This is a genomic window from Desulfosarcina sp., assembly GCF_041551955.1.
Lineage (GTDB): Bacteria > Desulfobacterota > Desulfobacteria > Desulfobacterales > Desulfosarcinaceae > Desulfosarcina.
Genome location: NZ_JBFELV010000035.1, coordinates 1 through 22,413, shown reverse-complemented (window position 1 = coordinate 22,413; position 22,413 = coordinate 1). Strand labels below are relative to the sequence as shown.

Genomic DNA, 22,413 nt, shown 5'->3' with positions numbered 1-22,413 from the left:
GGAAGCCCGGTTAATCTCTTCGTTGATAATACCGATTTCCTCCAAGGCGATATCTTTGTCGGAAAGCTTTATTTCAAGAACCTTCAGGTAGTTTTTAATAATGCCCAATGGGTTGTTGACTTCATGTACCACGCGTCTGGCCAGATCGCTGGAGGCCTCCACCCGTTTGGTCTGAATGGCCTGCAATTGAATTTGTTTCAGATGGTCGAGCCGGAGGGCCAGGGCCCCTTTATGGATAAAAAGATCCAACAGCTTCCGCTGCGCTAAAAGATGCGGCAAGTCAGTTTTCTGGAGGGAAAGAACCAAAACCCCCACTGCATCACCATGCGCGATCAGTGGAAGACAATAGATCCCTTGCCCGTCGAGCAGGCGAACGATCTGTTCATCGAGGATCGTCGGCGGTAGTTGTCCCGCAGTTTCAAAAGAAGCCAACGGTTTCTTTTCGAGAAGTGCCCTTACCAGGAGGCTTTGATCCAACTCCATGGAGACGGCAAGGCCGTGGTTCTTTGTATACCGACCCTCCGCGTCTTTGGGATACCCATACAGAACGCCTTTTTCTGCGTCCAGTTGGAAGTAGAGGATACGATTTATATCCAGCAGAATTTCAAGTCCGTCTGAGATGACGGACAGGATGTCATTCTGATCCTTCGTCGTTAAAAAACCCTCGAGCGAACCCATAAGCAGCGATACGTCCCTGACATTTCGGACCAGGGCATCCTGCACCTGCTGATCCTTTTCATCGATCGCTTGCTGGGTGGGTTCATCCAGGTGAATATCGATGCCCAATGCGTCGGCCACCTCCTTGGCCTCCTGGCCAGACTTCTCGATATAGGTGTGGCACTCGTCTGAACTCAGGCCTAATATCTTCTGGGCCAATACCCGTCCTTGGTTCATTCCGAGTTCTGTGTCCTGGCACAAAAAATTGGCAATACAGACAATCTGCGTCATTGGAAGCGCCTGGGCGATACGGGCCGGACTTTCATGGTGGTAGCGCACGGCATCGGAAATCATGGGCTTGAAGTTCCAGCGATCGAGAAGCCATGCCCCAACCTCGCAATGGGTAGCCCCCAGGTTGGCTTCCCCCTCGATCAACGGCTGCCCATCAGCAGGGCAATTTTCAAGCAGCGCTTCATAGGCCGAATTAAAATTTACCCACAACACGACCTTGCCGATGTCGTGCAAAAGGCCGGCGACGAAAGCCTCATCCGCTTGACCGGAATTCTTCTCAGAAGCGATGCTTTTGGATAAAAAAGCACATCGTAGGGAGTGCCACCAGAACATTTTCAGGTTGAAATTCCCGTTTTTTTTCGGTTTGGGAAAAGATTCATAAACGCAGGCGCAGATGGCCAAGTTCTTGATCCCGCTGGTGCCTACCAGAACCACGGCCTGGTTGATTTCCTGGACTTTTTGAGGCAGCCCAAAATAGGCGGAATTGACCAGCTTCAGGATCTTGGCACTCAAGGAGGGATCCTTGCTGACAATGGCCGCGATTTCAACGAGATCGACACTGTCCTGGCTGCAGGACTCAAATAATTTGAGCAGTATGTGCGGAAGGGTGGGAAGGTTTTTCAGGGTAGCTATCTTGTCAAAAAAAGGTTTCTGCGCTTTCATTTGCAGCTGCCTTCCAGGTCAGTAAGCGTGTCAGACCAGGTCATCACCGTTGTGCCGTCAGAAATGCAGCCTTTTCAGGGGTGGCACCGTGAACCGACAAATCACCTGACCCGGCGTAATTCCGAGTGATTTGGCCTAAAAACGAGCCAGGCTATCGGTCATTGAAAATGATTTCCTCCTGCTGTGGGCATATCGGCATACTCAATTTTTACTTTAGCTTAGTGGTCGGTCAAGCAAATAGTCAAGATTTATTAATCGACACCGGCCTTCGACTGGTACCACTTGTTTTAGTTATCAATTCTGAATTCCGATAGAAAAACGTGGCCCCCGAATCGTTTTATTTCTTCAGCTGATTTTCTAGCTGCCTAAGGATGCTTCTCGGGGGATGGCCGTTTCCGCCGATCATCTTCTGGATTTCGCGGGTCAAACGGTTGCGGGCCACGATTCTGGAGAGCGCCTGAACAGATTTTTTCAGCCTCTCTGCAGGAACGGTCATCTCCAGCAACCCTTGGCGTTCGGCGGGCGCAAACCCTTCCAATGCCGCTATGGTAAAAGAAAGCTGTTTCGGATCGATTCGACCACCGACGGTTGAGGGGTCGATACCGATATCGACCTCGCCCGCCTCATTGAGCAGATTCATGGCGGTTCGAACAACCTCCTCCAGGTTGTCGTCGGGAGAAACCGTTTCCGCATCATCGAAAAAAAATACCCGCGCTTCCATGTAGGCCCGGTCTTCGATCAATTCTTGAATGACAAAACGCTTACCGCCCCGGGTCATGATATCCATGCGGCCGTCGTCATAGCGCTTGATGACCTTGTCGACCCAGGCCATGCAGCCGACCGAGTGGATGGCCTGGCCGTCGAAGAGCACGATCCCGAAGGGCCGGTGGTCCGCCAAGCATTCGGCGATCATCTGCTTGTAGCGTTCCTCGAAAATGTGAAGCGGCAGGCGCATGCCCGGCAGTAAAACCAGGCCGAGGGGAAACAGGGGAATGGTAATGGTTTCTGTCATGGACACCTCCGGGATGAAGGGTTATCGGGTGTCGCTGGAGACACGTCAGGCTGCCCCACACATACCATGAATAGGGCCGGGATAGAAAACGATCGCGTCGGTAAAAAGCCGCCGCGCATTGGCCATCGAAAGCACCCAGCGCAGCCATCCGGTCCGCCGTCTTCTGGATGTCGTGATCGACAAACCGTAAATCGACTTCATCCGCGTTTACAGTTACTTCACGATTTTCAAAAGCGCCTTGAACGTCTCACCCTCGGCCACCCCAAGCAGTTCAAACAGAGCGGTTTCGACGCTCGTCCAACCCGCACCCGCATCTCTCATCCGCTGCAGGCCGATGGCCTTGTTCTCCGGTGTTCTTGAAGAGACGGCGTCAGTCATGACCTGCACCTCGAGCCCCATCTTCACTAAATCGACGGCTGTTTGATAGACGCAGATGTGGGTTTCAATACCTGCAATCAAGACCTGGCTGCGGTCCAATGCTTTCAGCGCCTGTAAAAAGCGGTCGTTCCGGCAGCTGCTGAAGCTCATTTTGTCAATGGGCCTGGAATCGGGTAATAGGTCGGCGACCTCAGGTATGGTCGGTCCCAGACCGATGGGATTCTGCTCCACCCAGAGAACAGGCATGCCTAACACCTGAATGCCTTTGATCAGCTTTTGCAGGTTATCGAACAACCGTTCTTTCTCGTGCATCAAGTGGGCGAGTTTGCCTTGAACGTCTACGATCAACAGTAGGGCGTTTTCCCTTTTCAGCATGATTGATTCTCCTTCTTCGCCTCGATCCTGCGGCGAACGACGGGCAACGCGTCGGGTATCGCGGTTCAGACTGCCCGGTAGGTCGCTTCGACAATTTCCCTACCATACTTTCTCTCAAGACGCCGGATGATAAAATGACCCCGCGCCATATCCTGAAAATGATCGATAAACAGAGTATTGACGATGGCCCCGCCTGCGGCGCCGATCGCAGGGACGGCCTGCGCGGCGGCTTTCTCCGACACCTGGATACTGAAGCGCTCCGCGATTTGAATGATCAGGCGGATGAGGGCCGGGGCGCTCTCTTCCACCAAACCTTTTTCGGCAATATATTCAGTAGCTTTGGTGACGGATTGCGCCAGGGCGGCGCGAACGGCAAAATAGCCCGATTCAGACGCATCGTCACTGATGTCCGCGCCACCCAGGGCAAACACTTCGATGCAGGCTAGTTTAGCCTCAACGGTATTGATCGTCTCCGCTTCGCTTCGGGCGATATCGGCGATGGATCGCAGCATGATGGTTGTCGATACGGGCAGTTCGATGGCCAAGGCGGGCAGCCCGAAAAAGCCCCCGATGCCACCGGTCGCGGCCACGGCCAGTTTGTGCCAGGCCGTCGAAGCCGCTTCACCGGGCGCATCTTTCATGGTGAGAACAGCGGCATGGATCGCCTTGGTCAGGGCCGTTCGGGTGTTTTGGCCGATTTTGGCGCTCCAGTTTTCGGGCAGCAGGGCAAACCCTTTTTCAATCGGTGTGCCCAGAAAATGGGTGATCCTGGCGGCAAGCCCCGGATGTTCCAGCAGCCGCTTGGCTTTGATCAAATCCTTCAGATCGTTTTGCTGCAGAGTCATGCGTGTTCCCAGAAATCAGGTGAAAGGGGTCCTCTAGTCTATCATCAGATCAACTGTCCGCCCGTCCTTGAAGTTGACCAGCCCCTCCTCGCAGATCCGCAGAAAGGGAATGGCCGCACCCGTCAGGGCGATCAGGGTCAGCAGCGGGTCGGGAAATGACACACCCAGGTCCGCCGCCGCCTGCTGGATGGTTTTCAGCCGGACAACGAGTTCCTCCAGCGGCAGTTCGGAGATCAGTCCGAAAACGGGCATGGCGAGCTCGGCGGCGACGCGTCCGGCGTCGCAAACAACCACCCCGCCCTGCATGTCACGGATGCGGTTGACGCATAGGGCCATGTCCGTCTCGTCGGCCCCCACGACGATGACGCAGGAGGTATCCCATGCCGCACTGCAGGCCATGGCACCGGATCGCATGCCGAACCCCTTAATCAGTCCGGTAAAGCATTTGCCCGGAACCGTCGCCCGGTCGATGGCCGCGATTTTCACCAAGTCGTTGGCCCTGTCCGTCTTGATCTCGCCATCGGTGACCGGAAGATCCAGCCGCACCTCCCGGGTGACCAGGTCCGTCACCATCTCGATCACGCGACAGGCGGCCGTGTCGCCGTCTCCGGTATAAGCCAGGCCAAAATCGGACGGCTCGACTGTTTTGGGGATCCGAATCGTGTTCAGGCTTTCAGCGGCAAAGGCGTGTTTTCGCGGCGCCTCTTCAAGCTTTCCATCCCGGGCGATGATGCGGCCGCGGCTGACCACGACCATCGCCCGGATGGTCTGCGGGTCGGGGATCAGAACCAGGTCGGCGGTTTTTCCGGGGGCGATTCCGCCGATGCGGTCGTCCAGGCCAAAATGCTCGGCCACGTTCAGGGTGGCCATCTGCACGGCGGTAACCGGGTCGAATCCGCAGTCGATGGCTTTCTGGACGAGATATTCCATGTACCCCATGGCCATCAGGTCCGCGGGTGAGACGCCGTCCGTGGTCAGGATCAGCCGCCGGGTGTCGGCGACCATGTCCTTGATCCCTGCAATCTCGGCGAGATCCCGCCGGATACTTCCCTCACGGATCATGACATAGATGCCCAGCCGGAGGCGGTCCAGCACCTCCTCGGCCTTGATGGGCTCATGACAGGAGGAGACCCCGCAGGCCGCATAGGCCTGAAGCTTGTTTCCCCTGGCTCCGGCGGAATGCCCCTCCAGGAGTTTTCCATGGGCCGTGGTCGCGGCAAAGATCGGAAGAAACACATCCGGATTCTGCAGCACGGCCTGCCAGTAGGATTCACCCAGGCCGACGATCTCCTCTTGCCCAAGCAGTGTTTCCAGGTCCGTCGGATCGATGCCCATGGCGGCCCGGCTGGTGGACACCATGGCAGGCGCCGTGGCGAAAAACTTGATCGGCTGGTCTTTCAAGGATGCCAGAAAATCGAGGACACCGTTGATGCCGGCAACCGCATAGGGCTCCATGGTCTCGGTGACGATGGTGGTGGTGCCGCCCCTGGCCGCATATTTTACAAACTCGCCGGCGGTGAACGACGCGGCCACATGCGCATGGCCGTCGATGAACCCGGGGATGAGGGTGGCGCCGCCGGCGTCGATGACCGTCGTGCCGTCGCCGATGACATACCCGACATCCGGCCCCGCGCAGGCGATCCGCTCCCCGCAGGTGCATACCGACTGATTGTCCAGTATCTCCCCCGTATAGACGTTCAGGAGCCTGGCATTGACGATGGCCAGGTCGCCAGGCATCCGCCCCAAGGCCACATCGAGCAGTTTTTTGTTTTCGTTTTCATTTTCATTCATGATGGGTCATCAGTCCTTGGCAGATGCCTTATGGGGTGGAAATGATCTCGTTGGACACGTTGTCCACGACTACCGGCGTCTCAAGGTATTTCAAAACCGGTTCGGAGCCGTATTTCCCGCGCACGAACGCCCGCCATTCATCGGTGTACAGACGATCTGCGTCTTCGCGCGACTGCCACAGGTAGACGCCGCCGGCTGTGGTGCCGTCCGGAAAAAGAAAATAGTACTTGCGGATCAACCCGGGCAATCCCTGGTATTTGGGGGCCGTACTCAAAAAGATCTCGCGGGCCTGCTGGCTTGAGATCGGCTTCGGGAGCCCAAATTCAACAATTACGGTAATCATGCAAATCTCCTTGTGGCTTGGACACGCCAGCTATTCGGTCATCGAACCCTTGCCCTCCAGGACAGATTGCAAATGGGTTACCTTGGGGCCGCCTCGCCTCCAGGCGCGGCAACTCCCCAACAGCGCATCGAGTCCTTCGACCGCTCCCAGGGATGCGGGCAAGGGCTGCGGGCTTTTGCGCTTGTGGGCGACATGGCCCTGGAATGCGGCCTGGCTCATCACCGTGAGAAGATGGGTCAGATGGACGCAACCTTGCTCGCCGCCCATCATCGCATGAGCCTTCTTTTTGAATCCGGCGCTTATTTCAAGGCCGATGACATGTTGAATCGTCTCCAGGGTGCTGCGGCAGAATTCAAGGGGCACATGCACCATTTCTGCCTCGGCATCCAGGATGGTGGGCGGGGTGCCTCCCAGTTTGAGCCGGATGGCCATATGATGCACCGGACCCGGCTCAATTTTTTCGCCGGTCAGTGAAAATACGGGCTCAAACCGGTCTTCCCGGAGCCACCCCTCGACCAGGATGGTGTCATCGTCCAGGGCATAGGTTTTCATCTCTATGGATCGGCTGTGGAAGGGAGTGCCGTTTACCAGGTCTTTCAGGGAACCCATGGTGCCTCTTTCGTGTCATTTTTACCGGTTGCCGACCGCCAGGCCATCGTCGATCAGGTCAAGCACCGTCTGCTTCTCTTCCGGAAATTTATAGCCTTCATAGCTGTGGGTGAACAAGAGCTGACCCCGGCTGTTCCTCCAGGAGTTGCCGGCATGATCGAAACAGACCCGGCCGTTGACTGACAACGCCTGCATGGTCAGGCGCAATTCTCGCAGCTGTTCCCCGGGGGTCAACATCTCGAACGTCTGCCCGGCCATCTCGCGGGCCATGGGAGTACCGGGCCAGGGGCGAAACGGGCGGGATCGGATGTAGTGCGGATCGATCTCGCTGAGCACGCGGGCCGTGTTGCTGGCATGATCCTGCCAGCGGGCTTTGCCGCCCAGACCGGGCATCCAGTATTCCGAGAGCTGGAAACCCGCATCCAGGGCCTTGCGGCCGCCGTTGATATGGATCTCGGCCGTGGCGCCTTTGTGGATTTTTTCGAGCACCGCATCATCCCCGCTTTCCAATCCCACATGCAGCCGGTCCAGGCCGGCCCGGCGAATGGCCTTGAGGTCATCCAGGGATTTTTGCACCAGGGTTTTGGACCGCGCATAGGTGGTGACCCGAACGATGGAAGGGAATCTGCTACGCAGATACTCCAACACCTCAACCAGTTGGTCCGTTTTCATGATCAGGCTGTTGGCATCCTGCAAAAACACGGTTTTACCACCGGACAGCAACCACTGGTAGAGCATGGCAAAGCCTTGGTGGTGGTTCAGTTCGGGGTATTTTCCGATCAGGGCCATGGCGGCATGCTGGGTCACCTCACCGTTTGGTCCGGACTGACGTGACAGTGCCGCGAGGTCGTCACGTACGGCTGCCATGGCATCGATGTCCTTTTTGACTTCGGCGACCGGCCGCACCTGGAATTTCTCGGACTTATACATGCCGCAGAAGGTGCAGCGGTTCCAGGGGCAGTTGCGCGTCAAACGGACCAGCAGGGAGTTGCTGCCCCCCTCGCTGGGCGGCCGGTATACACCGGTTTCAAAAGCATATCTATCAATATCAATAGCGGATTGCGTCATTGTCGCCTCTTTTGCCCTGTTTCCATCGCCCAGTGCCGGAAGGCAAGGGGCGGGATTATTCGTATATCGGTTGCTGGTTTAAGATTTACTGTTCACCGATCAGACGTCGAGGTGAAAAAATTCGGCCGCGTTCTTGTTCAGAATCCTATCCAATTCGTCATCGTCCAGACCCGAATCCCGCAGCCACTTCAGCTCCCTGTCCCAGGCATAGGGGATATTGGGGAAATCAGATCCGTACATGATCCGATCGAGCCTGTATTCCTTCAGGTCGATGCGTTCGTGAATGTGAAAATAGTCCGTCAGCACCATGGTCGTGTCGAGCCACAGGTTGTCGTGCTTCTCGATCAGCGCCTTGTATTCACGCGTCTCGCTGAAACCGAGATGGGGCACGCAGAGGGCGAGCTTGGGGAAATCAGCCAGAACCCGGGCCAGTTTGTCGGCACTGCAGATCGTGTAGGGATCACATCGGTACACGGGACTCTTGGGTTCTTTTCCAAAATGAACCACCACCGGTTTGTCGTTGGACTGACAAACTTCGAAAATGCGTCGGGTATCGTCGGCATTGATGTCAATGCACTGGACGTGGGCATGCAGCTTCAGGCCGCCGAGTCCGGCGTCGAAGCCTTGCTGCAGCATCGTTTCTGCATTTTCCTCACCGGGAAAGATGGTCGCCAGTCCGGTAACCCGGCCGGGGTACTGCCGGCATTTTTCGGCCAGGTAAGCATTCAAGCCTCCGGCAATTCCCGGAGCGTGCGCGTATTGAAGGGCGATGATGTGGCTCACGCCATGGGACAGCAGAAAGTCGAATACCCGCGAAGTGGACAGTCGATAGCGAATGGGCCAGGCAAATTCATCGAACCATCGTCGGACCGCTTTGAAAACAGCGTCAGGAAAGACATGCACATGTGCGTCGATGACCCGGGGAAAACAGTCGGGAACCGCCTGGCCGTCGATGTCATCGAGCGAAGGAAGATGGGGTGTCAACATGGTCGAAGGTCTTCCCCTTACCCCCTGTCGCGATAGCGAATCAAATTCATGGCCATCATTGTCGCCACGACGTCGTCCGCTTGGTTCAGCATTTCGCAAAAGGAGAACAGCACCCCCCGGTCGGGTTTGCTGCGCGACGGTTTTACCTTGTGTACGGTGACCCGCAGGGTGAGCGCATCGCCGGGACGCACGGGTTTGAGCCAGCGGAGTTCGTCGACGCCCGGGCTTCCCAGACTGGCTTGCACCGGCAGGTACTGTTCCACGAACAGCCGCATGAACAGGCTGCAGGTGTGCCAACCGCTGGCGATGAGCCCGCCATAGACCGTCTGCCTGGCGCCTTCCGGGTCTGTGTGAAACAGCTGCGGATCAAACTGCCTGCCAAATTCGACGATCTGCGCTTCGCTGATGCCAATCGGTCCGAATTCATGGACGGCCCCCGTTACATAGTCCTCCAGGTATCGCTCCTGCGAAGGGGTGCTGAAATGGCCTGTTCGCATGTGGGTGACTCCTTGTGCACGACACCGATGCCCGGATGGCCCATCGGACCCATGGCTAAAAGTAAGCACAAACGGGCGGATTGCACCTTCTCAGTCAACTGGCGTCAAAATCATGCCATATTGGGCGCAGCCGTTTTGCACGCGCTCGATGGTTGCCTCGGATATGGATTGCTCAAATGCGTTCTCATCCTCCAATGGAACGCCAAAATCAAGAAAAAAGCCTTCGAAGCCCCGTGGAGACCAGGTCGTGATAAACCTGGATTCCTTCTGTGTATTGTTCTTAAAGGTGTGCACGCAATTTTTGGGAACGATGAGGCTTTCCCCTTTTTGCAATGTCTGCCAGCGGCCGTCAAGGTATATGTCCAACGTTCCGCTGATGATGTGAAACAACTCGCATGCATCGTTGTGATAATGAGGCGGCGGGCCCGGCACATTCGCGGTGGCGGAAACCTCCAGCAGTGAATAATCCCCGATGGTTTCGACAATCGTCACCCGGTGTCCGAGCACCCATAGCTGTTTGGTTGTATTCATGATTACCCCCGCATGTTCAGGGTGGTGTGGATTGCAATCTGTTTATGGTTCTTTCTTGACATGATGAGACTAAAGTTAAATAATTAAACTACCATGTCAAGAATGAATCTTAAAAAAGGCCGGACGAATCAGAAGCTGCGCACTAGAAAAGCCCTGCTCGAGGCGGCGGACCGGTTGGTCGGGCAGGGGGTAAAGCCAAGCATCGCGGACATCGCCGAAAAGGCGCTGGTCTCCAAGGCGACCGCCTATCGCTATTTCCCGAACCTGGACGCATTGCTGCTGGAGCTCTCCCTGGACCGCAAGGTTGCGGCACCAGAACAGATTCTGCATGATGCCGAGGAGTTGAGTGCGGCGGAGAGGGCCGCGCGGGTGCATGATTTTTTACATCGACTGGTCGCTGAAAACGAGCAGCAATTCAGGCTGTTTTTACGCGCGTCCATGGAGCAGTGGCTGCAGACCGGCGGGAAATCGGATGCGCCGTTGCGAGGCGCCCGAAGGATCCCCATGCTCTCCCTGGCGCTGGCCCCCTGCCGAAAATCGATCGATCAGGCAACCTACAGGAAACTGTTGCATGCACTGTGCGCATTGGTAAGCCTCGAAGCGTTCATCACGCTCACCGATGTCTGTCAGATTGAACCGGACGAGGGAAAAGAGATTACCCGGTGGGCCGTGAAGACGTTGGTCAATGCCGTGTTAAAACCCTGATCGTCGAAGGCCTGCACCTCATCCGCGTATCGCTGCGGCATGGCGGGACCTTCCAGGTGCTTCAACCCAAGCTGCGCACCGCACGGACGTGGAATCGGCAGGAAAAATCCTGCCAACCGACAAAGGCCAGGGCGGCGCTCACGAACCAGGCGGCCGCAAAGGATTTGCGGTCGCAGCTCCACAGGTTGGGGCGCGAAGGGTCAAATACCGGGGGCAGGCAGAAATCACGCATCATCGGGGGACGTTCCAGCAGCGAAACCAGTTCATCCACGGTGGGCAGGCGCCAATCCGACACGCCGGCAAATGCGCGGGCGTTGATCTCGGCCACGTAAGTGCGTGCTTCGGTCCAGGTCAGCGGATAGTCGCTTCCCGCCTGCTGCCACTGCAGGCCGGTGGCCGCATCGACGACGGTACCGTCAGCCCGCGCGGCATAGGTTTTCACGCCTCGATCCGTCAGGTGCTCCGGCCGCCACAAGGGATCCAGGGCAAACCGGGCACGCGCGTGGCGGGTCCCGACCTTGACGGGCTCCGACCGCCGTCCACCCGGGTCGACGGTTAAGGGGCTGGTTTTAAAATCGTCGACGCCCAGGCAGACCGCAGCCAGTTGGTCGCGCCAGCCCTGGTAGAGGTTCTCCAGGGCCTGCCGCATCGTGACTGCCCCGGAAAACCGTTCTTCGGCAGCGCGCGCCAGGGCCCGGTTGAAAAATGCGTCCCAGGCCGAATCCAGGTCCGGGTTGAAACGACTGGCCGGCGGGATGGCCCCGTTGTCCAGGTTCGACTCGTGGGTGGGCAGCACGCCAGTCAACATCCGATAGAGCATCACCCCTACTGGATAGCAGTCCGCCCGACCGTCGACGCTGTCCGGATCCGCCTCCTGTTCGGGCGGCGCGTAGTAGGGCGAACCGACTTTGACCCCGCCGGGGGCGGCCGGTCCGGTTTCGCCCCGCAACCGGGAAAGCCCGAAATCGATCACCTTAATCCGGCTGGAATCGGTCAGCATCAGGTTAAACGGCTTCACGTCACGGTGAACGATACCCGCATGATGCATCCGGGCCAGTGCATCCAGGGTCTGCAGCGTGTAATCCACGGCTTTATCCAGGGGCAGCCGCCGGGTGGGCGCCTCCACCCGATAGCTTTCCCCCATCAGCATTCCCAGGTTCAGGCAGTAATACTCCATCACGAAAAACGGGATGCCCCCGGCCTCGTCAAAATCCCAGACCGCCGCGATATTCGGATGATCCAGAGACGCCATGGCGACGGCCTCGGCTTGGAATTGACGTCTAAGTTCCTCCGATCCCACCAGGTTCAACAGCGTGTCGGCCGGCTTCAGCATTTTCAGTGCGGCGATGCGCCCGGTAACCGGCTGACGGACCTTATAGACCGCCCCCATGCCGCCCCGACCCAGCAAGCCGCACACATCGTATCGACCAAGTTTCATCTGCCTGCCAAAATCCTTTCCGACCTGTCAGAGCAGCCGCCGGGCATACTGGTCGGGCATGCCTGCAGGTTTGAACCCGGCCATGGCCGCCTCGATGTCATAGGCCACAAAACGGACGGACAACGCCCATGTCTGCGTATCCCATAACACATATTTGGCCCGGTTGTCCCCGTCGCGGGGTTGACCCACCGCACCGATGTTGACGATATGGCGCCTGGACCGGTCCAGGAGGTACCGTCCCTGTTCCAAGGTGTGCCGCACTGCACGACGGCCGTCCCAACTGATCCGTTCCAGTTCATGGGTGTGCCCGACGAAAGCCACCGCCTCGGCATATTGTGAAAAGAGATCGGCCAGATCATCATCCTTGATTTCATACAGGTATCTGAATGCGGAATCCGGCGGCAATCCGTGTACAAACAGACAGCCGTGCCGGATCAGAACCGGCGGCAGCGCACGGATGTAAGCCACCGTCTCGTCGGAGACCAGCTCACAGGTCCGACGGAGGGCCTTGCGCGATTGGGGATTGAACCACTGGCGGTATTTGGCTTTTACCACAGCCAGCTCATGGTTGCCTTGAACCGAAGCGATGCCGCGCTCGCGCAGCAGGGCCACGCAGGCTTCCGGTTCCGGGCCGTATCCCAGCGTGTCGCCCAGTGAAATGATCTCGTCGACGCCGGGGCGCCGGCTGTCGATATCCTCGAGCACCCGGCGAAAAGCCTCGAGATTGGCATGAATATCAGATAATACGGCGATTTGCATAATCTGGAAGTTACCAGAAAACCGCAGCCAATGAAACTGAGAAATCACCCAGGAACGACTCGCATCCCCTCACACGACAGGTTCCGGTCAAGATCGTCAGGAAGCCCGAACCCTGCCAACCGGCCGCATCCATCCGATGTCTTTCATATCCGGCGGTTCCTGAGGCCTACCACAAGCCATACAGGCGCTGGGTATTTTCCACGACCGCCTCCACCACCGCCGCTTCCGGGACCGCTTTGATCTGCGCAATCGCCCGGATGGAGACCGACAGGTTGGCCGGTTCGTTGCGCGCCGTCGGAACCGGCCCTAGCACCGGGCTGTCCGTTTCGACCAGCAGGTTGGCCAGGGGGAGACGTTTGACCAGTTTTTGTTTCTGGCGGGAGCGGATCACCGAGGGGGGGATCGAAAAAAAATATCCCGCTTCAACCGCCGGCAGCGCGGCACCGGCCTTGCCGTCAAAGGCATGCATCTGGACCCGGGCGGCGCTGTCTTCCAGCAGCAGGGCGATCGCATGGCGACCGGCGGACCGTGAATGGATGTTCAAAGGCAAATCAAGCGCTTTGGACAACTCAACGAACCGTTTTAAAATTTCTCTCTGCAGCTCTTTTTGGGAGTCTTCCTTGACGACCCAGTAATCGAGTCCAACCTCACCGATGGCAACCAGACCGGAACGATTCATACGGATGAAAGCCACCATCGCATCGGCCTGATCCAGGTCGAGAATCGTCGGATAGAGCCCGGCCGCCGCCTTGAGCATGGGGTAGGTCCTGGCCAGGGCCACATTTTTGCGAGCATCGGCGAGGTTTTCACCGACAGCGACTATCGCCGCCACGCCGGCCCGTTGTGCACGGGCCAGCACCTCGGCCCGGTCCGGGTCAAAGTCAGGATCACAGATGTGGGCGTGCACATCCACGAGTTGGGTGTATGGCATAGGCTAGGCTGTGAACCGATCTTTTACATTTCTATCAGCCGGCATTTTTTTTTGTCTTTCTGCTTGCACCCGATGGCGGCATGGATGGCACCATCCAACCGGTCCATGTCACCATACCCCAGGTCGCCCCGACAGATTTCAGTGATAATGCCCTTGTAGTCGATTGAAAAACAATTGTGCGCCGAACGCCAATAGGTCAGTTTATTTGAATTTTTCTTCTTGGGAGGGTTGCGGTCGGACATCAGTTTAAAGTGATCGTGGGTCATGTATTCATCCTGTTATATAAACTACCTACCGAGCTGCAGCAGATAAATAATTTCTTAAATATTACGAATAGTTATTTTAATAGCAGGCGATTATTCAACCTGAGTCCCAAGCCATATTCTTGACACTTCAGCTTGGATGTCAAGTCGGCGGGATGACCCGCCTCTGTCAATATGGGCAATCATATCTTTGGCTGAAATGATCCAGCACCGCCAGCAGGGCTTCGGGCAAGTTTTGCCTGGCCTGACGGACGATATCGGCGGGCATCGTTTTATAATAGGCCTGGGCAATCGCACCGGCGATGCAGGCCATGGTATCCGCATCGCCGCCCAAAGAGATGGCATTTTTCACAGCGGTTGCGTAGTCCTTGGAATCGAGAAAGGCGATGATAGACTCGGGGACGGAACCCTGGCAGGAGACATCGAAACGATAACCCGCCCGAATGTCATCGACGCCGCCCCCCAGGTCGTAGGCGAACCGGGTTTCGATCTGCCTGCGTATGGTCGCTTTGTCCGCATCTTTTCTGGCCAGGAAAACGGCCAACGCGGTTGCCTGAGCCCCCTTGATGCCTTCTGGATGGTTGTGACTGACCTCGGCGGATCGTCTGGCATGGGCCAACACGGCTTCAATGGACTCGAAAGCGAAGCCGATGGGGGAAACCCGCATGGCCGAACCGTTGCCGTAGCTGTAGTACGGGATGCTGTCGGGATCCCAGATCCAGTGCCAGAAGGATCCGCCATAAGGCAGATTGGGGAAATTTCGGGCAAAGCACTTGATCGCCTTACGGTAGTCCATGCAGCGGATGATCGCGTTGGCGACCGCGAGGGTCAATACCGTATCGTCGGTGAACGCGGACACCACCATCGGAAAAGCAACCGTTTTGATCGGGCAGCTTTCATAGGGAGATCCGATCATGTCGCCGGCAATTGCTCCGATCATCGCAGGATCCTCGACAGGTTGGTCGAAATTATTACATCCGTTCGGCTGCAGCGGATTGGTAGCTGACCCGGTCGGTTTTGCAAATTAGCGATAGCTGCGAATGCGGATCCAGGCTGTATCTGCAGCAAACACAGAAATTACTCAATGGAGGCAGGGCTGGCGTTGTGGCATCAACGTTGACGGTTTCGTAAAAGGTCCAATATCTGCGTTACGCTTCATTCTTCGTCATTGCGGAATACCGTAGGTAAACCTCATTCCTCAGAATTCGCAAGCCTTGATCTTGGACCTTTTACGAAAACGTCTGATTCGAGACTTTTTACGACGTCATCAACATTGAGTTAAAAAGCTGCGTGAAATGTCGAAGCGGCTTGGAATGCACTGCCTGTATAGTAGGCAAAAGGAATGGCAACATCAAGTGATCTTTGCATGAATGTTGTCCTGCCCGGCGCCATCAAGCGCTGACCCGCCTTTCCGGGCGGCGGATTCCCGGACGGTTTTTGCGGCTCCGGTCCGGTTTGCCCTGAGATCGCTTGTTCCCAGCGTCCCTGACCTGGACCCGCCGGCCATCGAAGGGGACGTCCTTCAGGCTGCGCCGGACATTGTCGGCGGCAGCGCCGGCCACTTCGAAAAACGAGAATTCACGTTTGAGTTCGATCCGGCCGATCTGCTGGGAGCGGATGCCCGCATGGTCGCACACCAGGCGCACGATGGCGCCTTCATTGATTTTATCCAGGCGGCCGATGTTGATGAAAAAGCGCTGTGCACCGGGTGCGTCCGCTCGGCCCTGGCGGCGATTGCCGGCAGGGCTCCCGGCCGCGGGGCGCACCGCCGCATCGATGTCACCCGCTTCGCGGTAGTCTTTAAAAAATCGGTTGAAATCGGCGGCCATGAATCGCAGGATCAATTCCTCGCGGTCGAGACCCGCCAGGGCCTGGCTGACCGCGGGCAGGTAGCTGGCAAAGGCCTTAGGGTCCACAGGCATCTCGACGATCCGGTCCACGAAACCGTCGAGCTGACGTTTACAGATCGCCGGGCCGTTGGGAAATTTTCGGAATTCGAAACGCATGGCGTTGGCCCGTTCCATCGCACGGAGTCGGCCGACCTCCTTAGGGGTAGACAGGGCGATGGAGGCCCCCGAACGCCCGGCCCTCGCGGTTCGGCCACTGCGGTGGGTATAGACATCGGGATCATCGGGCAGGTTGTAGTGGATGATATGGGAGATCGCATCCACGTCCAGGCCGCGGGCGGCGACATCGGTGGCCACCAGGAGCTGGATCGACTGCCGCCGGAATTTGCCCATGACATGGTCGCGCTGAGCCTGGCTCAGGTCGCCGTGGAGGGCATCGGCCGGATACCCCTCCTGCACCAGGGCGTCCGCCACGCTCTGGGTTTCCCGGCGGGTGCGGCAGAACACCAGCCCGAAGATTCCGGGGGTGAAGTCGATGATGCGTTTGAGCCCCTGGTAGCGGTGCCGCTCGTTCATCACGTAACAGGCGTGGGTGATATTGGGGGCAATGCGCTGGTGCCCGCCCAGGGAAACCTTGCGCGGGTCGTCGAGATAGGTCCGTGCAATGGCCGCGACGCCCGATGGCATGGTGGCTGAAAACAGCCAGGTTCGGCGGCCGGCCGGTATCCGTTCCAAAATCCGGTCGATATCCTCCTTAAAGCCCATGTTGAGCATTTCATCGGCCTCGTCCAGCACGCAGGTGACGATGGTAGACAAATCGATTGCCCGGCGCTGCATCAGATCGATCAGGCGGCCGGGCGTGGCCACGACGATCTGGGAGCCATCGCGCAGCTGGCGGATCTGGTGGGCGATGCTGGCACCGCCATAAACCGCCACCACGCGGATCCCCGGAAGGTAGCGGCCATATCGTTTCAGGTCGTCCGTAATCTGCAGACACAACTCCCTTGTGGGACACAGGATCACGCCCTGGGGCCTCTTCAGGTCGGTATCGACCCGCTGGAGCAGCGGCAGGCCGAAGGCAGCGGTCTTGCCGGTGCCGGTCTGGGCAAGGCCAATAAAGTCGCGGCTCCCATTTAGCAGTTCGGGCAGGGCGGCAGCCTGAATCGGCATCGGTGCTTGGAAGCCCAACGCCTCAAGGGCGCGAAGCAGTTCATCCTTGATGCCTAATGTCTTGAAATCCATCTGTCTTGTATACTCCTTTTGCTCACCACAAAAAAAGCCGCCCAGCTCGATCCGGACGGCTATATCGCGTTAAAATGGAAACCGACTGGCGGCCGAATCCAATCGGCGGCCGACGAGCGGTTGGGTTATCGTTGGGTCGGCTTATATCTGTATCGACGGGATTTGGCAATCCTTTTGTGGCCCGCCGCGTCATCCGCCTCATCCGGCGGTCGGCGGCGACACACTGGGGGCGATGCACTGCTGGCTCTCCTTCAGGGGATATTTGCCCGAGATATCCCGGTAAAAGGCGCGGATCACTGCCATGTCGGCATCGATGTCGCCGGTCGGCTGGAGGCTGGGGCCGAATCCGCCGACCTTGCGCCGGTAGTCCAGAAAACCGAGTACGATGGGTACGCCGGCACCGTTGGCGATGTGATAGAAACCCGATTTCCAGTACAATACGCGCTTGCGGGTTCCCGATGGCGGCACCACGAGAACCAGGCGGTCGCGCTGCTGGAATCGTGCAATGGACTGGGAGACCACATTGTTGGTGCGGGACCGATCGATGGGCAGCGCGCCCAGCCAGCGGAACAAGGGCCCCAACGGCCAGCGGAACCAGGCGTCTTTCATCATGATCACGGCATTCAACCGGTAAATGAAGGCCAGGCAGAGGGTAAAAATAAAATCCCAGTTGGAGGTATGGGGAGCGGCAATGATGACATATTGGGGAAAATCCGGTTTGCGCCCCTCGGATTTCCATCCCGCAGACGTGAATACCAGCAGGGCCAGCCAGCGCACCAGCGTCCGGATCGCGACCGTTTCATGGATGGTCATGGTTATCGCCTTTGTAAAGGTTCGAACGCCTTTCAAAACCATGCCATCGGGTGCATGCGGTGGTGGTTGGGCCATTGGACCCAGGTAGACCGCGCAGGCGGTATGTGTTGGCTTTGAGTCTTGTTCTATTGCGTATGAGTAACCGTTTGTATGCCATTGGCATCGGCATAACAATGGATTAGGCCGTTTTTACAATTGTTTTACACCATCCCCGGTGCCCAAACTGGATGATGCGCCCTAGCATCCCACCGGTCACGGCATTGCCGAAAGACCGGCATTTGACAATGGCGCCGGATTTCGGGAAAATGATTTCAATCAAGCGTGATCCCCCAACATACAATCGATGAACATGCAGCCATGCGGAAATCTGAAATTGACAGGTATCCTTTTTCCGCACCGGCGGCAGCCAGGAACCGTTGCGTCCGGCACCGTCGACCTGGGTTTCATGGGGGCAGCGGACCGGTTTTTTTGCCTTAAATCGTCATCTGTCTTTATGATTTTCGTTTTTTTTCCCGGCAATTTTTGATAGTGCAGCCGCCACGTTTAACTTAATATCAATCAAGGAGATGTCATGGATAGCCAAATCAACCGCATGGAATCCGTTTCCAAAGGCGCCTATATCATCAACAAGGCCCAGAGCGTGAAGCTCAACCCCAGCGTCCTTTACGAGGCGGTGGTGGACATCTCCTCAGAGGGGCTGCTAACCGCCAATTGCATCAACATGGCGGCGGGAATCCTGCTGGAAGACTTGGGTCTTCCCACCTATTTCTTCGAAAACATCAAGAAAGATTCCCTCAAGCATATCCTGGGCTCCATCGCCACCAGCATTACCGTCAAGGACGGCAAAGTGGTCCTGGTGGGACGGGTGGCCCACATCAATTTCGACCTGGAGCAGGAAAACAATGTTCAGCGGGTCCGCATCGCCACCCTGGAGACCCGGGACAGCATGGAAAAAATCCTGGAAAATATGATCGCCGGCCACCGGCGCGAGTACTATTACAGCCCGGAGAGCAACTACTACACCTACATCATCCGGCCCGAAACCGTGCATGACTATCCCCGGGAGGCCTTCGCTGAGTCGCGGTTCCTGTTCACCCTGGCCGGGGACTACATGACCACCCCCGAGCCCACCCGGCAGCGCTACGAAAAATTTATCAAGGCGGCCGAAAAAGCCGTCACCCCCCTGATCGAGGTGTTCAACCTGCCTGAAACCGGGGAGATGCGCCTGATGTTCAACAGCGATTTCGCCTCGCCCCAACTGCCCGTGCTGCGCAAGCTCTTCGAAGATCACGGCCTGGTGCTCAAACGGGCCTACTGGGAGCCATACTGGGGAAAATCCCAGGTGCCCTCGTCGATCTGTTCCCTCTATATCCGGGGTGAACTGCCCCGCAAAAAGGAGGCGGAAGTGGTGAGCGACCTGTGCGCCTATCTATCCTTCGGCGTCAACCGCGTCACGGACCTTTACGTGAACGGGCAGCTGACCTTCAACGAGATGCTCTTCGCCGGCAACGCCGCCGATTTCACCCACATGTTCATCTTCAAGGAGCGGGACAACGCCACGGATCGCGAGATTCTGCAGAGCCTGACCAGCAAGGATCACAGGGACGCATTCGCCGGAAGAATCCACGGCTCCAACAAGTCCACCTATGTCTACAAGGCCATCCTGGAGGCGGTGACCGAAAACCCGGACCTGGTGAAATTCCTCTACGGTCTTTTCGAAAGACGCTTCCACCCGGCGGTTAAAAACCGGATCGGAGATGCAGCGCTTGATGAGAAGTTCACGGCGTTCAACAAGATCATCTCCTCACGATTCATGGACAACTGGCTCCACTGCGACATCTTCCGCTTCATGTTCAAGATGGTGTCGTGCACCCTGAAGACCAATTTCTACAAACCCGAGAAACGATCCTTCGCTTTCCGCTTCGACAATGCCATCCTGGATCCTCTGGTTTTCGACCAATTCGTTTTCGGCATCTTCTTCGTCAACGGTCACTACGCCTGCGGCACCCATCTGCGGGCTGGGGACATCGCCAGGGGCGGGCTGCGTCTGATCCGTGTCTCACCGGCCAACTATCCCACCGAGATCGACAACGCCGTGCTGCTCAATTACGCCCTGGGTCCCAAGGCTCAGCGGCTGAAGCACAAGGACATCTGCGAAAGCGGCTCCAAGGGGGTCGTGGTGCCCCACGCCATCTATTCCAGCCACGGCATGGACGCTCTTTACGACTATACCGAGGGCATCATCGACCTGGTGCTCGGCGACGACAGCATCATCGACTATTACGGCAAGCCCGAGATGGTGTTCTTCGGCCCGGACGAGGGAACCGCACCGTTGATGGATGCGGTGGCCATGCGTTCGCAGGCACGCGGGTACCGCTACTGGAGGACCCTCACCACGGGAAAAAGCATCGGCATCCCCCACGACACTTACGGCATGCTGGAAAACGGCGACCTGTTCGGTCTGATCGACAGCAAAGAAAAGGGCACCGACCTGCACGTCAACGGCACCTCCGTTATCGTCACCACGGACATGGACGCCATCTACGAGCGAATCGGCGGCAAGGTGGAGATCAGCGGCATGACCACCACCGGGGTCATGGGCGCCTTCAGGACCTTGATCACCCACTACGGGGCCAGGGAAGAAGATCTCAACCTCATGATGACCGGCGGCCCGGACGGCGACTTGGGCGCCAACGAAATCCAGTGCTACAAAGGAAAGATCTGCCTGATCATCGACGGGGGTTCCATCCTGTTCGATCCCCAAGGACTGGACCGGCAGACGCTGATGAAAATCGCCTTCATGCGGCACACCTCTCCCCGGGCCAACACCCGACACTTCCCCGTCGAAAAGCTGAGCCCCCAGGGATTCATGGTTCCCCTTGCCGCCAAAAACGTCACCCTTCCCGACGGCACGGTCGTGGAAGACGGGGCCCTGTTCCACCGCAATTTCTTATCCGACCCCGACAACCGGCGATTTATCAGCCAGGCGGACATCCGGGCTTTCATCCCCTGTGGGGGTTTCAAGGACACCATCAACCGCGGCAACGTCAAGGCATTTCTTTCGATATTCAAGGAGCTGCAGTTCATCGTCGACGGCGCCAACGTCTTCTTCGATGACGCGGCCAGGCGGACCATCGCCGCCACCACCGGCATCAAGCACATCAAGGACACCACGGCCAACAAGGGCGGCGTCTTCTCCAGCTCCATTGCCGAAGTTCTCACCGGTTTCCTGCTCGGGGACGACTACGAAACCAAACTGCTGCAAGACACGCAGACCCGCTGGGCCCTGATTCGGGATATCATGATACTGGTGGACAGGTATGCCCGGACCGAAACGGAGATGCTCATCCGCATTCATGAAGCCGATCCGTCGGTTCCCTTGTTCGACCTGTCGGAAAAAACCAGTGAGCAGATTTTTGCCTTGCAGCGGACCTGCGAGCAGAACATCGCCGTCATCCTGGAAGACAACACGCTGGTCTGGAAAGTATTGGAGAACTACATCCCGGCCATCCTAATCAAACGGCTGGGCCGGGATGCAATCATGAACACACTCGACGCCGATGAACTGCAACCTTACCGGAATGCCATCCTCACCAAGAAGCTCTCATCCATGGCCTTTTACCGCTTCGGCGCCGATTGGAAGACGTTCACCGGGAAGATCGATGCCAACTTTGCAGAAGGCATCCAAACCATCGCTTCAACGATGGCGTGATGGCCGCTGGCCAACCCAAAGGGTCAGGTCTCCGACAAATATCCTCGATTGCGGAGACTTGACCCTTTTTTTTGTTCATCGGCCGACAGCCCGAATCGGTCAGGCGGCGGCAGCGGCTTTTTTCAGACGCTTGCGATCATCCAGCGGCAGGATCAGTGTGGGATCCTTTCGGATCCTGATTTTCTGAATGTAATAGACCAGTACCCACAGAACGATGCCGACAGCATCCACCAGATAGGTGGGCAGGTCCATGCCGATGGCCCAGGTGACTGCGTGGGGAAAGAAGAGAATCAGCGTGGCCACCGCCGAAATGACAAACTCGGCAATCGTCAGGGGGCACAGGAAATAGCCCATGGTCAGGCTGCCGAAGGCGATGGTGCCCAAGATGATGGTGATCCAGGTGGAAATCACCTGGTACCAGGGCATGATGTGCCCCGGCCCCCCCAGCAGGAAGCCCGGCGAAAAGGCGAAGAGGAACGGGCCTATGTAGAGCATTTTGGCGAACTTGAATGACGTCCAGCCGGTTTTCCACGGGTCGGAGCCGGCGATGGCCGCCCCCGCATAGGCCGCCACGCAGACCGGCGGCGTGATGTTGGAGTCCTGGCTGAACCAGTAGACGATCATGTGCGAGGCGATCAGGGCCCAGGAGACCTTGC

20 protein-coding genes and 1 pseudogene are annotated in these 22,413 nt (G+C 57.5%); 2 read left to right on the top strand and 19 right to left on the bottom strand.

The annotated features are described in order from the left end of the window. The 11 genes from ABYV26_RS04790 to ABYV26_RS04740 all read right to left on the bottom strand — a co-directional run. Positions 1–1,611: HDOD domain-containing protein (locus ABYV26_RS04790; protein WP_372678677.1), on the bottom strand; the 1,611-nt coding region annotated here is incomplete at its 3' end. A 337-nt stretch (positions 1,612–1,948) separates the two neighbouring features. Then, on the bottom strand, positions 1,949–2,623 hold the full coding sequence (locus tag ABYV26_RS04785; RefSeq protein WP_372678675.1) for an LON peptidase substrate-binding domain-containing protein: 675 nt from the start codon (positions 2,621–2,623) through the stop codon (positions 1,949–1,951). A gap of 213 nt (positions 2,624–2,836) precedes the next feature. Next, on the bottom strand, positions 2,837–3,376 hold the full coding sequence (locus ABYV26_RS04780; protein ID WP_372678673.1) for a hydrolase: 540 nt from the start codon (positions 3,374–3,376) through the stop codon (positions 2,837–2,839). Positions 3,377–3,441: 65 nt separating this feature from the next. Beyond that, positions 3,442–4,221 (bottom strand): EcsC family protein, encoded by a 780-nt coding sequence (locus tag ABYV26_RS04775; RefSeq protein ID WP_372678671.1) that lies wholly within the window; start codon positions 4,219–4,221, stop codon positions 3,442–3,444. 33 nt (positions 4,222–4,254) lie between these two features. Then, a complete protein-coding gene (locus ABYV26_RS04770; protein ID WP_372678670.1) occupies positions 4,255–6,012 on the bottom strand; it encodes an adenine deaminase C-terminal domain-containing protein in 1,758 nt (585 codons plus the stop codon). Positions 6,013–6,040: 28 nt separating this feature from the next. Further along, positions 6,041–6,355 (bottom strand): hypothetical protein, encoded by a 315-nt coding sequence (locus ABYV26_RS04765; protein WP_372678668.1) that lies wholly within the window; start codon positions 6,353–6,355, stop codon positions 6,041–6,043. A gap of 30 nt (positions 6,356–6,385) precedes the next feature. Next, positions 6,386–6,964, bottom strand: coding sequence for a DUF2889 domain-containing protein (locus tag ABYV26_RS04760; protein WP_372678666.1), 579 nt, complete (start codon positions 6,962–6,964; stop codon positions 6,386–6,388). Positions 6,965–6,985: 21 nt separating this feature from the next. Continuing rightward, positions 6,986–8,032 carry a radical SAM protein gene (locus tag ABYV26_RS04755; RefSeq protein ID WP_372678664.1) on the bottom strand — a complete coding sequence of 349 codons (1,047 nt, stop codon included), beginning with the start codon at positions 8,030–8,032 and terminating at the stop codon, positions 6,986–6,988. 99 nt (positions 8,033–8,131) lie between these two features. Next, positions 8,132–9,019: an amidohydrolase family protein gene (locus ABYV26_RS04750; RefSeq protein ID WP_372678662.1), complete on the bottom strand. Its 888-nt coding sequence runs from the start codon at positions 9,017–9,019 to the stop codon at positions 8,132–8,134. Between the two features lie 17 nt (positions 9,020–9,036). Next, positions 9,037–9,516: a MaoC family dehydratase gene (locus ABYV26_RS04745; RefSeq protein ID WP_372678660.1), complete on the bottom strand. Its 480-nt coding sequence runs from the start codon at positions 9,514–9,516 to the stop codon at positions 9,037–9,039. 90 nt (positions 9,517–9,606) lie between these two features. Then, on the bottom strand, positions 9,607–10,047 hold the full coding sequence (locus ABYV26_RS04740) for a cupin domain-containing protein (RefSeq protein ID WP_372678658.1): 441 nt from the start codon (positions 10,045–10,047) through the stop codon (positions 9,607–9,609). Between the two features lie 102 nt (positions 10,048–10,149). Between ABYV26_RS04740 and ABYV26_RS04735 the strand changes: the two genes are divergently transcribed. Next, complete coding sequence (locus ABYV26_RS04735) at positions 10,150–10,752, top strand: TetR/AcrR family transcriptional regulator (protein WP_372678656.1); 603 nt, start codon at positions 10,150–10,152, stop codon at positions 10,750–10,752. A 61-nt stretch (positions 10,753–10,813) separates the two neighbouring features. Here the strand turns inward: ABYV26_RS04735 and ABYV26_RS04730 are convergent, their stop codons facing one another. The 7 genes from ABYV26_RS04730 to ABYV26_RS04700 form a co-directional block, all read right to left on the bottom strand. Next, positions 10,814–12,190 carry a DUF1566 domain-containing protein gene (locus ABYV26_RS04730; protein WP_372678654.1) on the bottom strand — a complete coding sequence of 459 codons (1,377 nt, stop codon included), beginning with the start codon at positions 12,188–12,190 and terminating at the stop codon, positions 10,814–10,816. Between the two features lie 27 nt (positions 12,191–12,217). Further along, entirely contained in the window at positions 12,218–12,949 is a 732-nt protein-coding gene (locus ABYV26_RS04725) for a metallophosphoesterase (RefSeq protein WP_372678652.1), read from the bottom strand. Positions 12,950–13,115: 166 nt separating this feature from the next. Next, positions 13,116–13,880, bottom strand: a complete 765-nt coding sequence (locus tag ABYV26_RS04720) for a TatD family hydrolase (RefSeq protein ID WP_372678651.1) — start codon at positions 13,878–13,880, stop codon at positions 13,116–13,118. A gap of 23 nt (positions 13,881–13,903) precedes the next feature. Continuing rightward, entirely contained in the window at positions 13,904–14,146 is a 243-nt protein-coding gene (locus tag ABYV26_RS04715) for a hypothetical protein (protein ID WP_372678649.1), read from the bottom strand. Between the two features lie 166 nt (positions 14,147–14,312). Beyond that, positions 14,313–15,083: an ADP-ribosylglycohydrolase family protein gene (locus tag ABYV26_RS04710; RefSeq protein ID WP_372678647.1), complete on the bottom strand. Its 771-nt coding sequence runs from the start codon at positions 15,081–15,083 to the stop codon at positions 14,313–14,315. A 451-nt stretch (positions 15,084–15,534) separates the two neighbouring features. Continuing rightward, positions 15,535–17,232: a DEAD/DEAH box helicase gene (locus ABYV26_RS04705; RefSeq protein WP_372678645.1), complete on the bottom strand. Its 1,698-nt coding sequence runs from the start codon at positions 17,230–17,232 to the stop codon at positions 15,535–15,537. 198 nt (positions 17,233–17,430) lie between these two features. Continuing rightward, positions 17,431–18,045, bottom strand: a complete 615-nt coding sequence (locus tag ABYV26_RS04700) for a lysophospholipid acyltransferase family protein (RefSeq protein WP_372678643.1) — start codon at positions 18,043–18,045, stop codon at positions 17,431–17,433. A gap of 571 nt (positions 18,046–18,616) precedes the next feature. Between ABYV26_RS04700 and ABYV26_RS04695 the strand changes: the two genes are divergently transcribed. Beyond that, the gene (locus tag ABYV26_RS04695) at positions 18,617–21,757 is read left to right on the top strand and encodes an NAD-glutamate dehydrogenase domain-containing protein (protein ID WP_372678641.1); all 3,141 of its coding nucleotides are present in this window, start codon (positions 18,617–18,619) and stop codon (positions 21,755–21,757) included. A gap of 99 nt (positions 21,758–21,856) precedes the next feature. Here ABYV26_RS04695 and ABYV26_RS04690 read toward each other — a convergent pair. Continuing rightward, positions 21,857–22,413, bottom strand: a pseudogene (locus ABYV26_RS04690) (TRAP transporter permease); the annotation flags it as partial.

Bases quoted from the DNA above. Each gene is read 5' to 3' on its own strand.
- ABYV26_RS04785 (WP_372678675.1), bottom strand. From the start codon at position 2,623: ATGACAGAAACCATTACCATTCCCCTGTTTCCCCTCGGCCTGGTTTTA.
- ABYV26_RS04780 (WP_372678673.1), bottom strand. From the start codon at position 3,376: ATGCTGAAAAGGGAAAACGCCCTACTGTTGATCGTAGACGTTCAAGGC.
- ABYV26_RS04775 (WP_372678671.1), bottom strand. From the start codon at position 4,221: ATGACTCTGCAGCAAAACGATCTGAAGGATTTGATCAAAGCCAAGCGG.
- ABYV26_RS04770 (WP_372678670.1), bottom strand. From the start codon at position 6,012: ATGAATGAAAATGAAAACGAAAACAAAAAACTGCTCGATGTGGCCTTG.
- ABYV26_RS04765 (WP_372678668.1), bottom strand. From the start codon at position 6,355: ATGATTACCGTAATTGTTGAATTTGGGCTCCCGAAGCCGATCTCAAGC.
- ABYV26_RS04760 (WP_372678666.1), bottom strand. From the start codon at position 6,964: ATGGGTTCCCTGAAAGACCTGGTAAACGGCACTCCCTTCCACAGCCGA.
- ABYV26_RS04755 (WP_372678664.1), bottom strand. From the start codon at position 8,032: ATGACGCAATCCGCTATTGATATTGATAGATATGCTTTTGAAACCGGT.
- ABYV26_RS04750 (WP_372678662.1), bottom strand. From the start codon at position 9,019: ATGTTGACACCCCATCTTCCTTCGCTCGATGACATCGACGGCCAGGCG.
- ABYV26_RS04745 (WP_372678660.1), bottom strand. From the start codon at position 9,516: ATGCGAACAGGCCATTTCAGCACCCCTTCGCAGGAGCGATACCTGGAG.
- ABYV26_RS04740 (WP_372678658.1), bottom strand. From the start codon at position 10,047: ATGAATACAACCAAACAGCTATGGGTGCTCGGACACCGGGTGACGATT.
- ABYV26_RS04735 (WP_372678656.1), top strand. From the start codon at position 10,150: ATGAATCTTAAAAAAGGCCGGACGAATCAGAAGCTGCGCACTAGAAAA.
- ABYV26_RS04730 (WP_372678654.1), bottom strand. From the start codon at position 12,190: ATGAAACTTGGTCGATACGATGTGTGCGGCTTGCTGGGTCGGGGCGGC.
- ABYV26_RS04725 (WP_372678652.1), bottom strand. From the start codon at position 12,949: ATGCAAATCGCCGTATTATCTGATATTCATGCCAATCTCGAGGCTTTT.
- ABYV26_RS04720 (WP_372678651.1), bottom strand. From the start codon at position 13,880: ATGCCATACACCCAACTCGTGGATGTGCACGCCCACATCTGTGATCCT.
- ABYV26_RS04715 (WP_372678649.1), bottom strand. From the start codon at position 14,146: ATGACCCACGATCACTTTAAACTGATGTCCGACCGCAACCCTCCCAAG.
- ABYV26_RS04710 (WP_372678647.1), bottom strand. From the start codon at position 15,083: ATGATCGGAGCAATTGCCGGCGACATGATCGGATCTCCCTATGAAAGC.
- ABYV26_RS04705 (WP_372678645.1), bottom strand. From the start codon at position 17,232: ATGGATTTCAAGACATTAGGCATCAAGGATGAACTGCTTCGCGCCCTT.
- ABYV26_RS04700 (WP_372678643.1), bottom strand. From the start codon at position 18,045: ATGACCATCCATGAAACGGTCGCGATCCGGACGCTGGTGCGCTGGCTG.
- ABYV26_RS04695 (WP_372678641.1), top strand. From the start codon at position 18,617: ATGGATAGCCAAATCAACCGCATGGAATCCGTTTCCAAAGGCGCCTAT.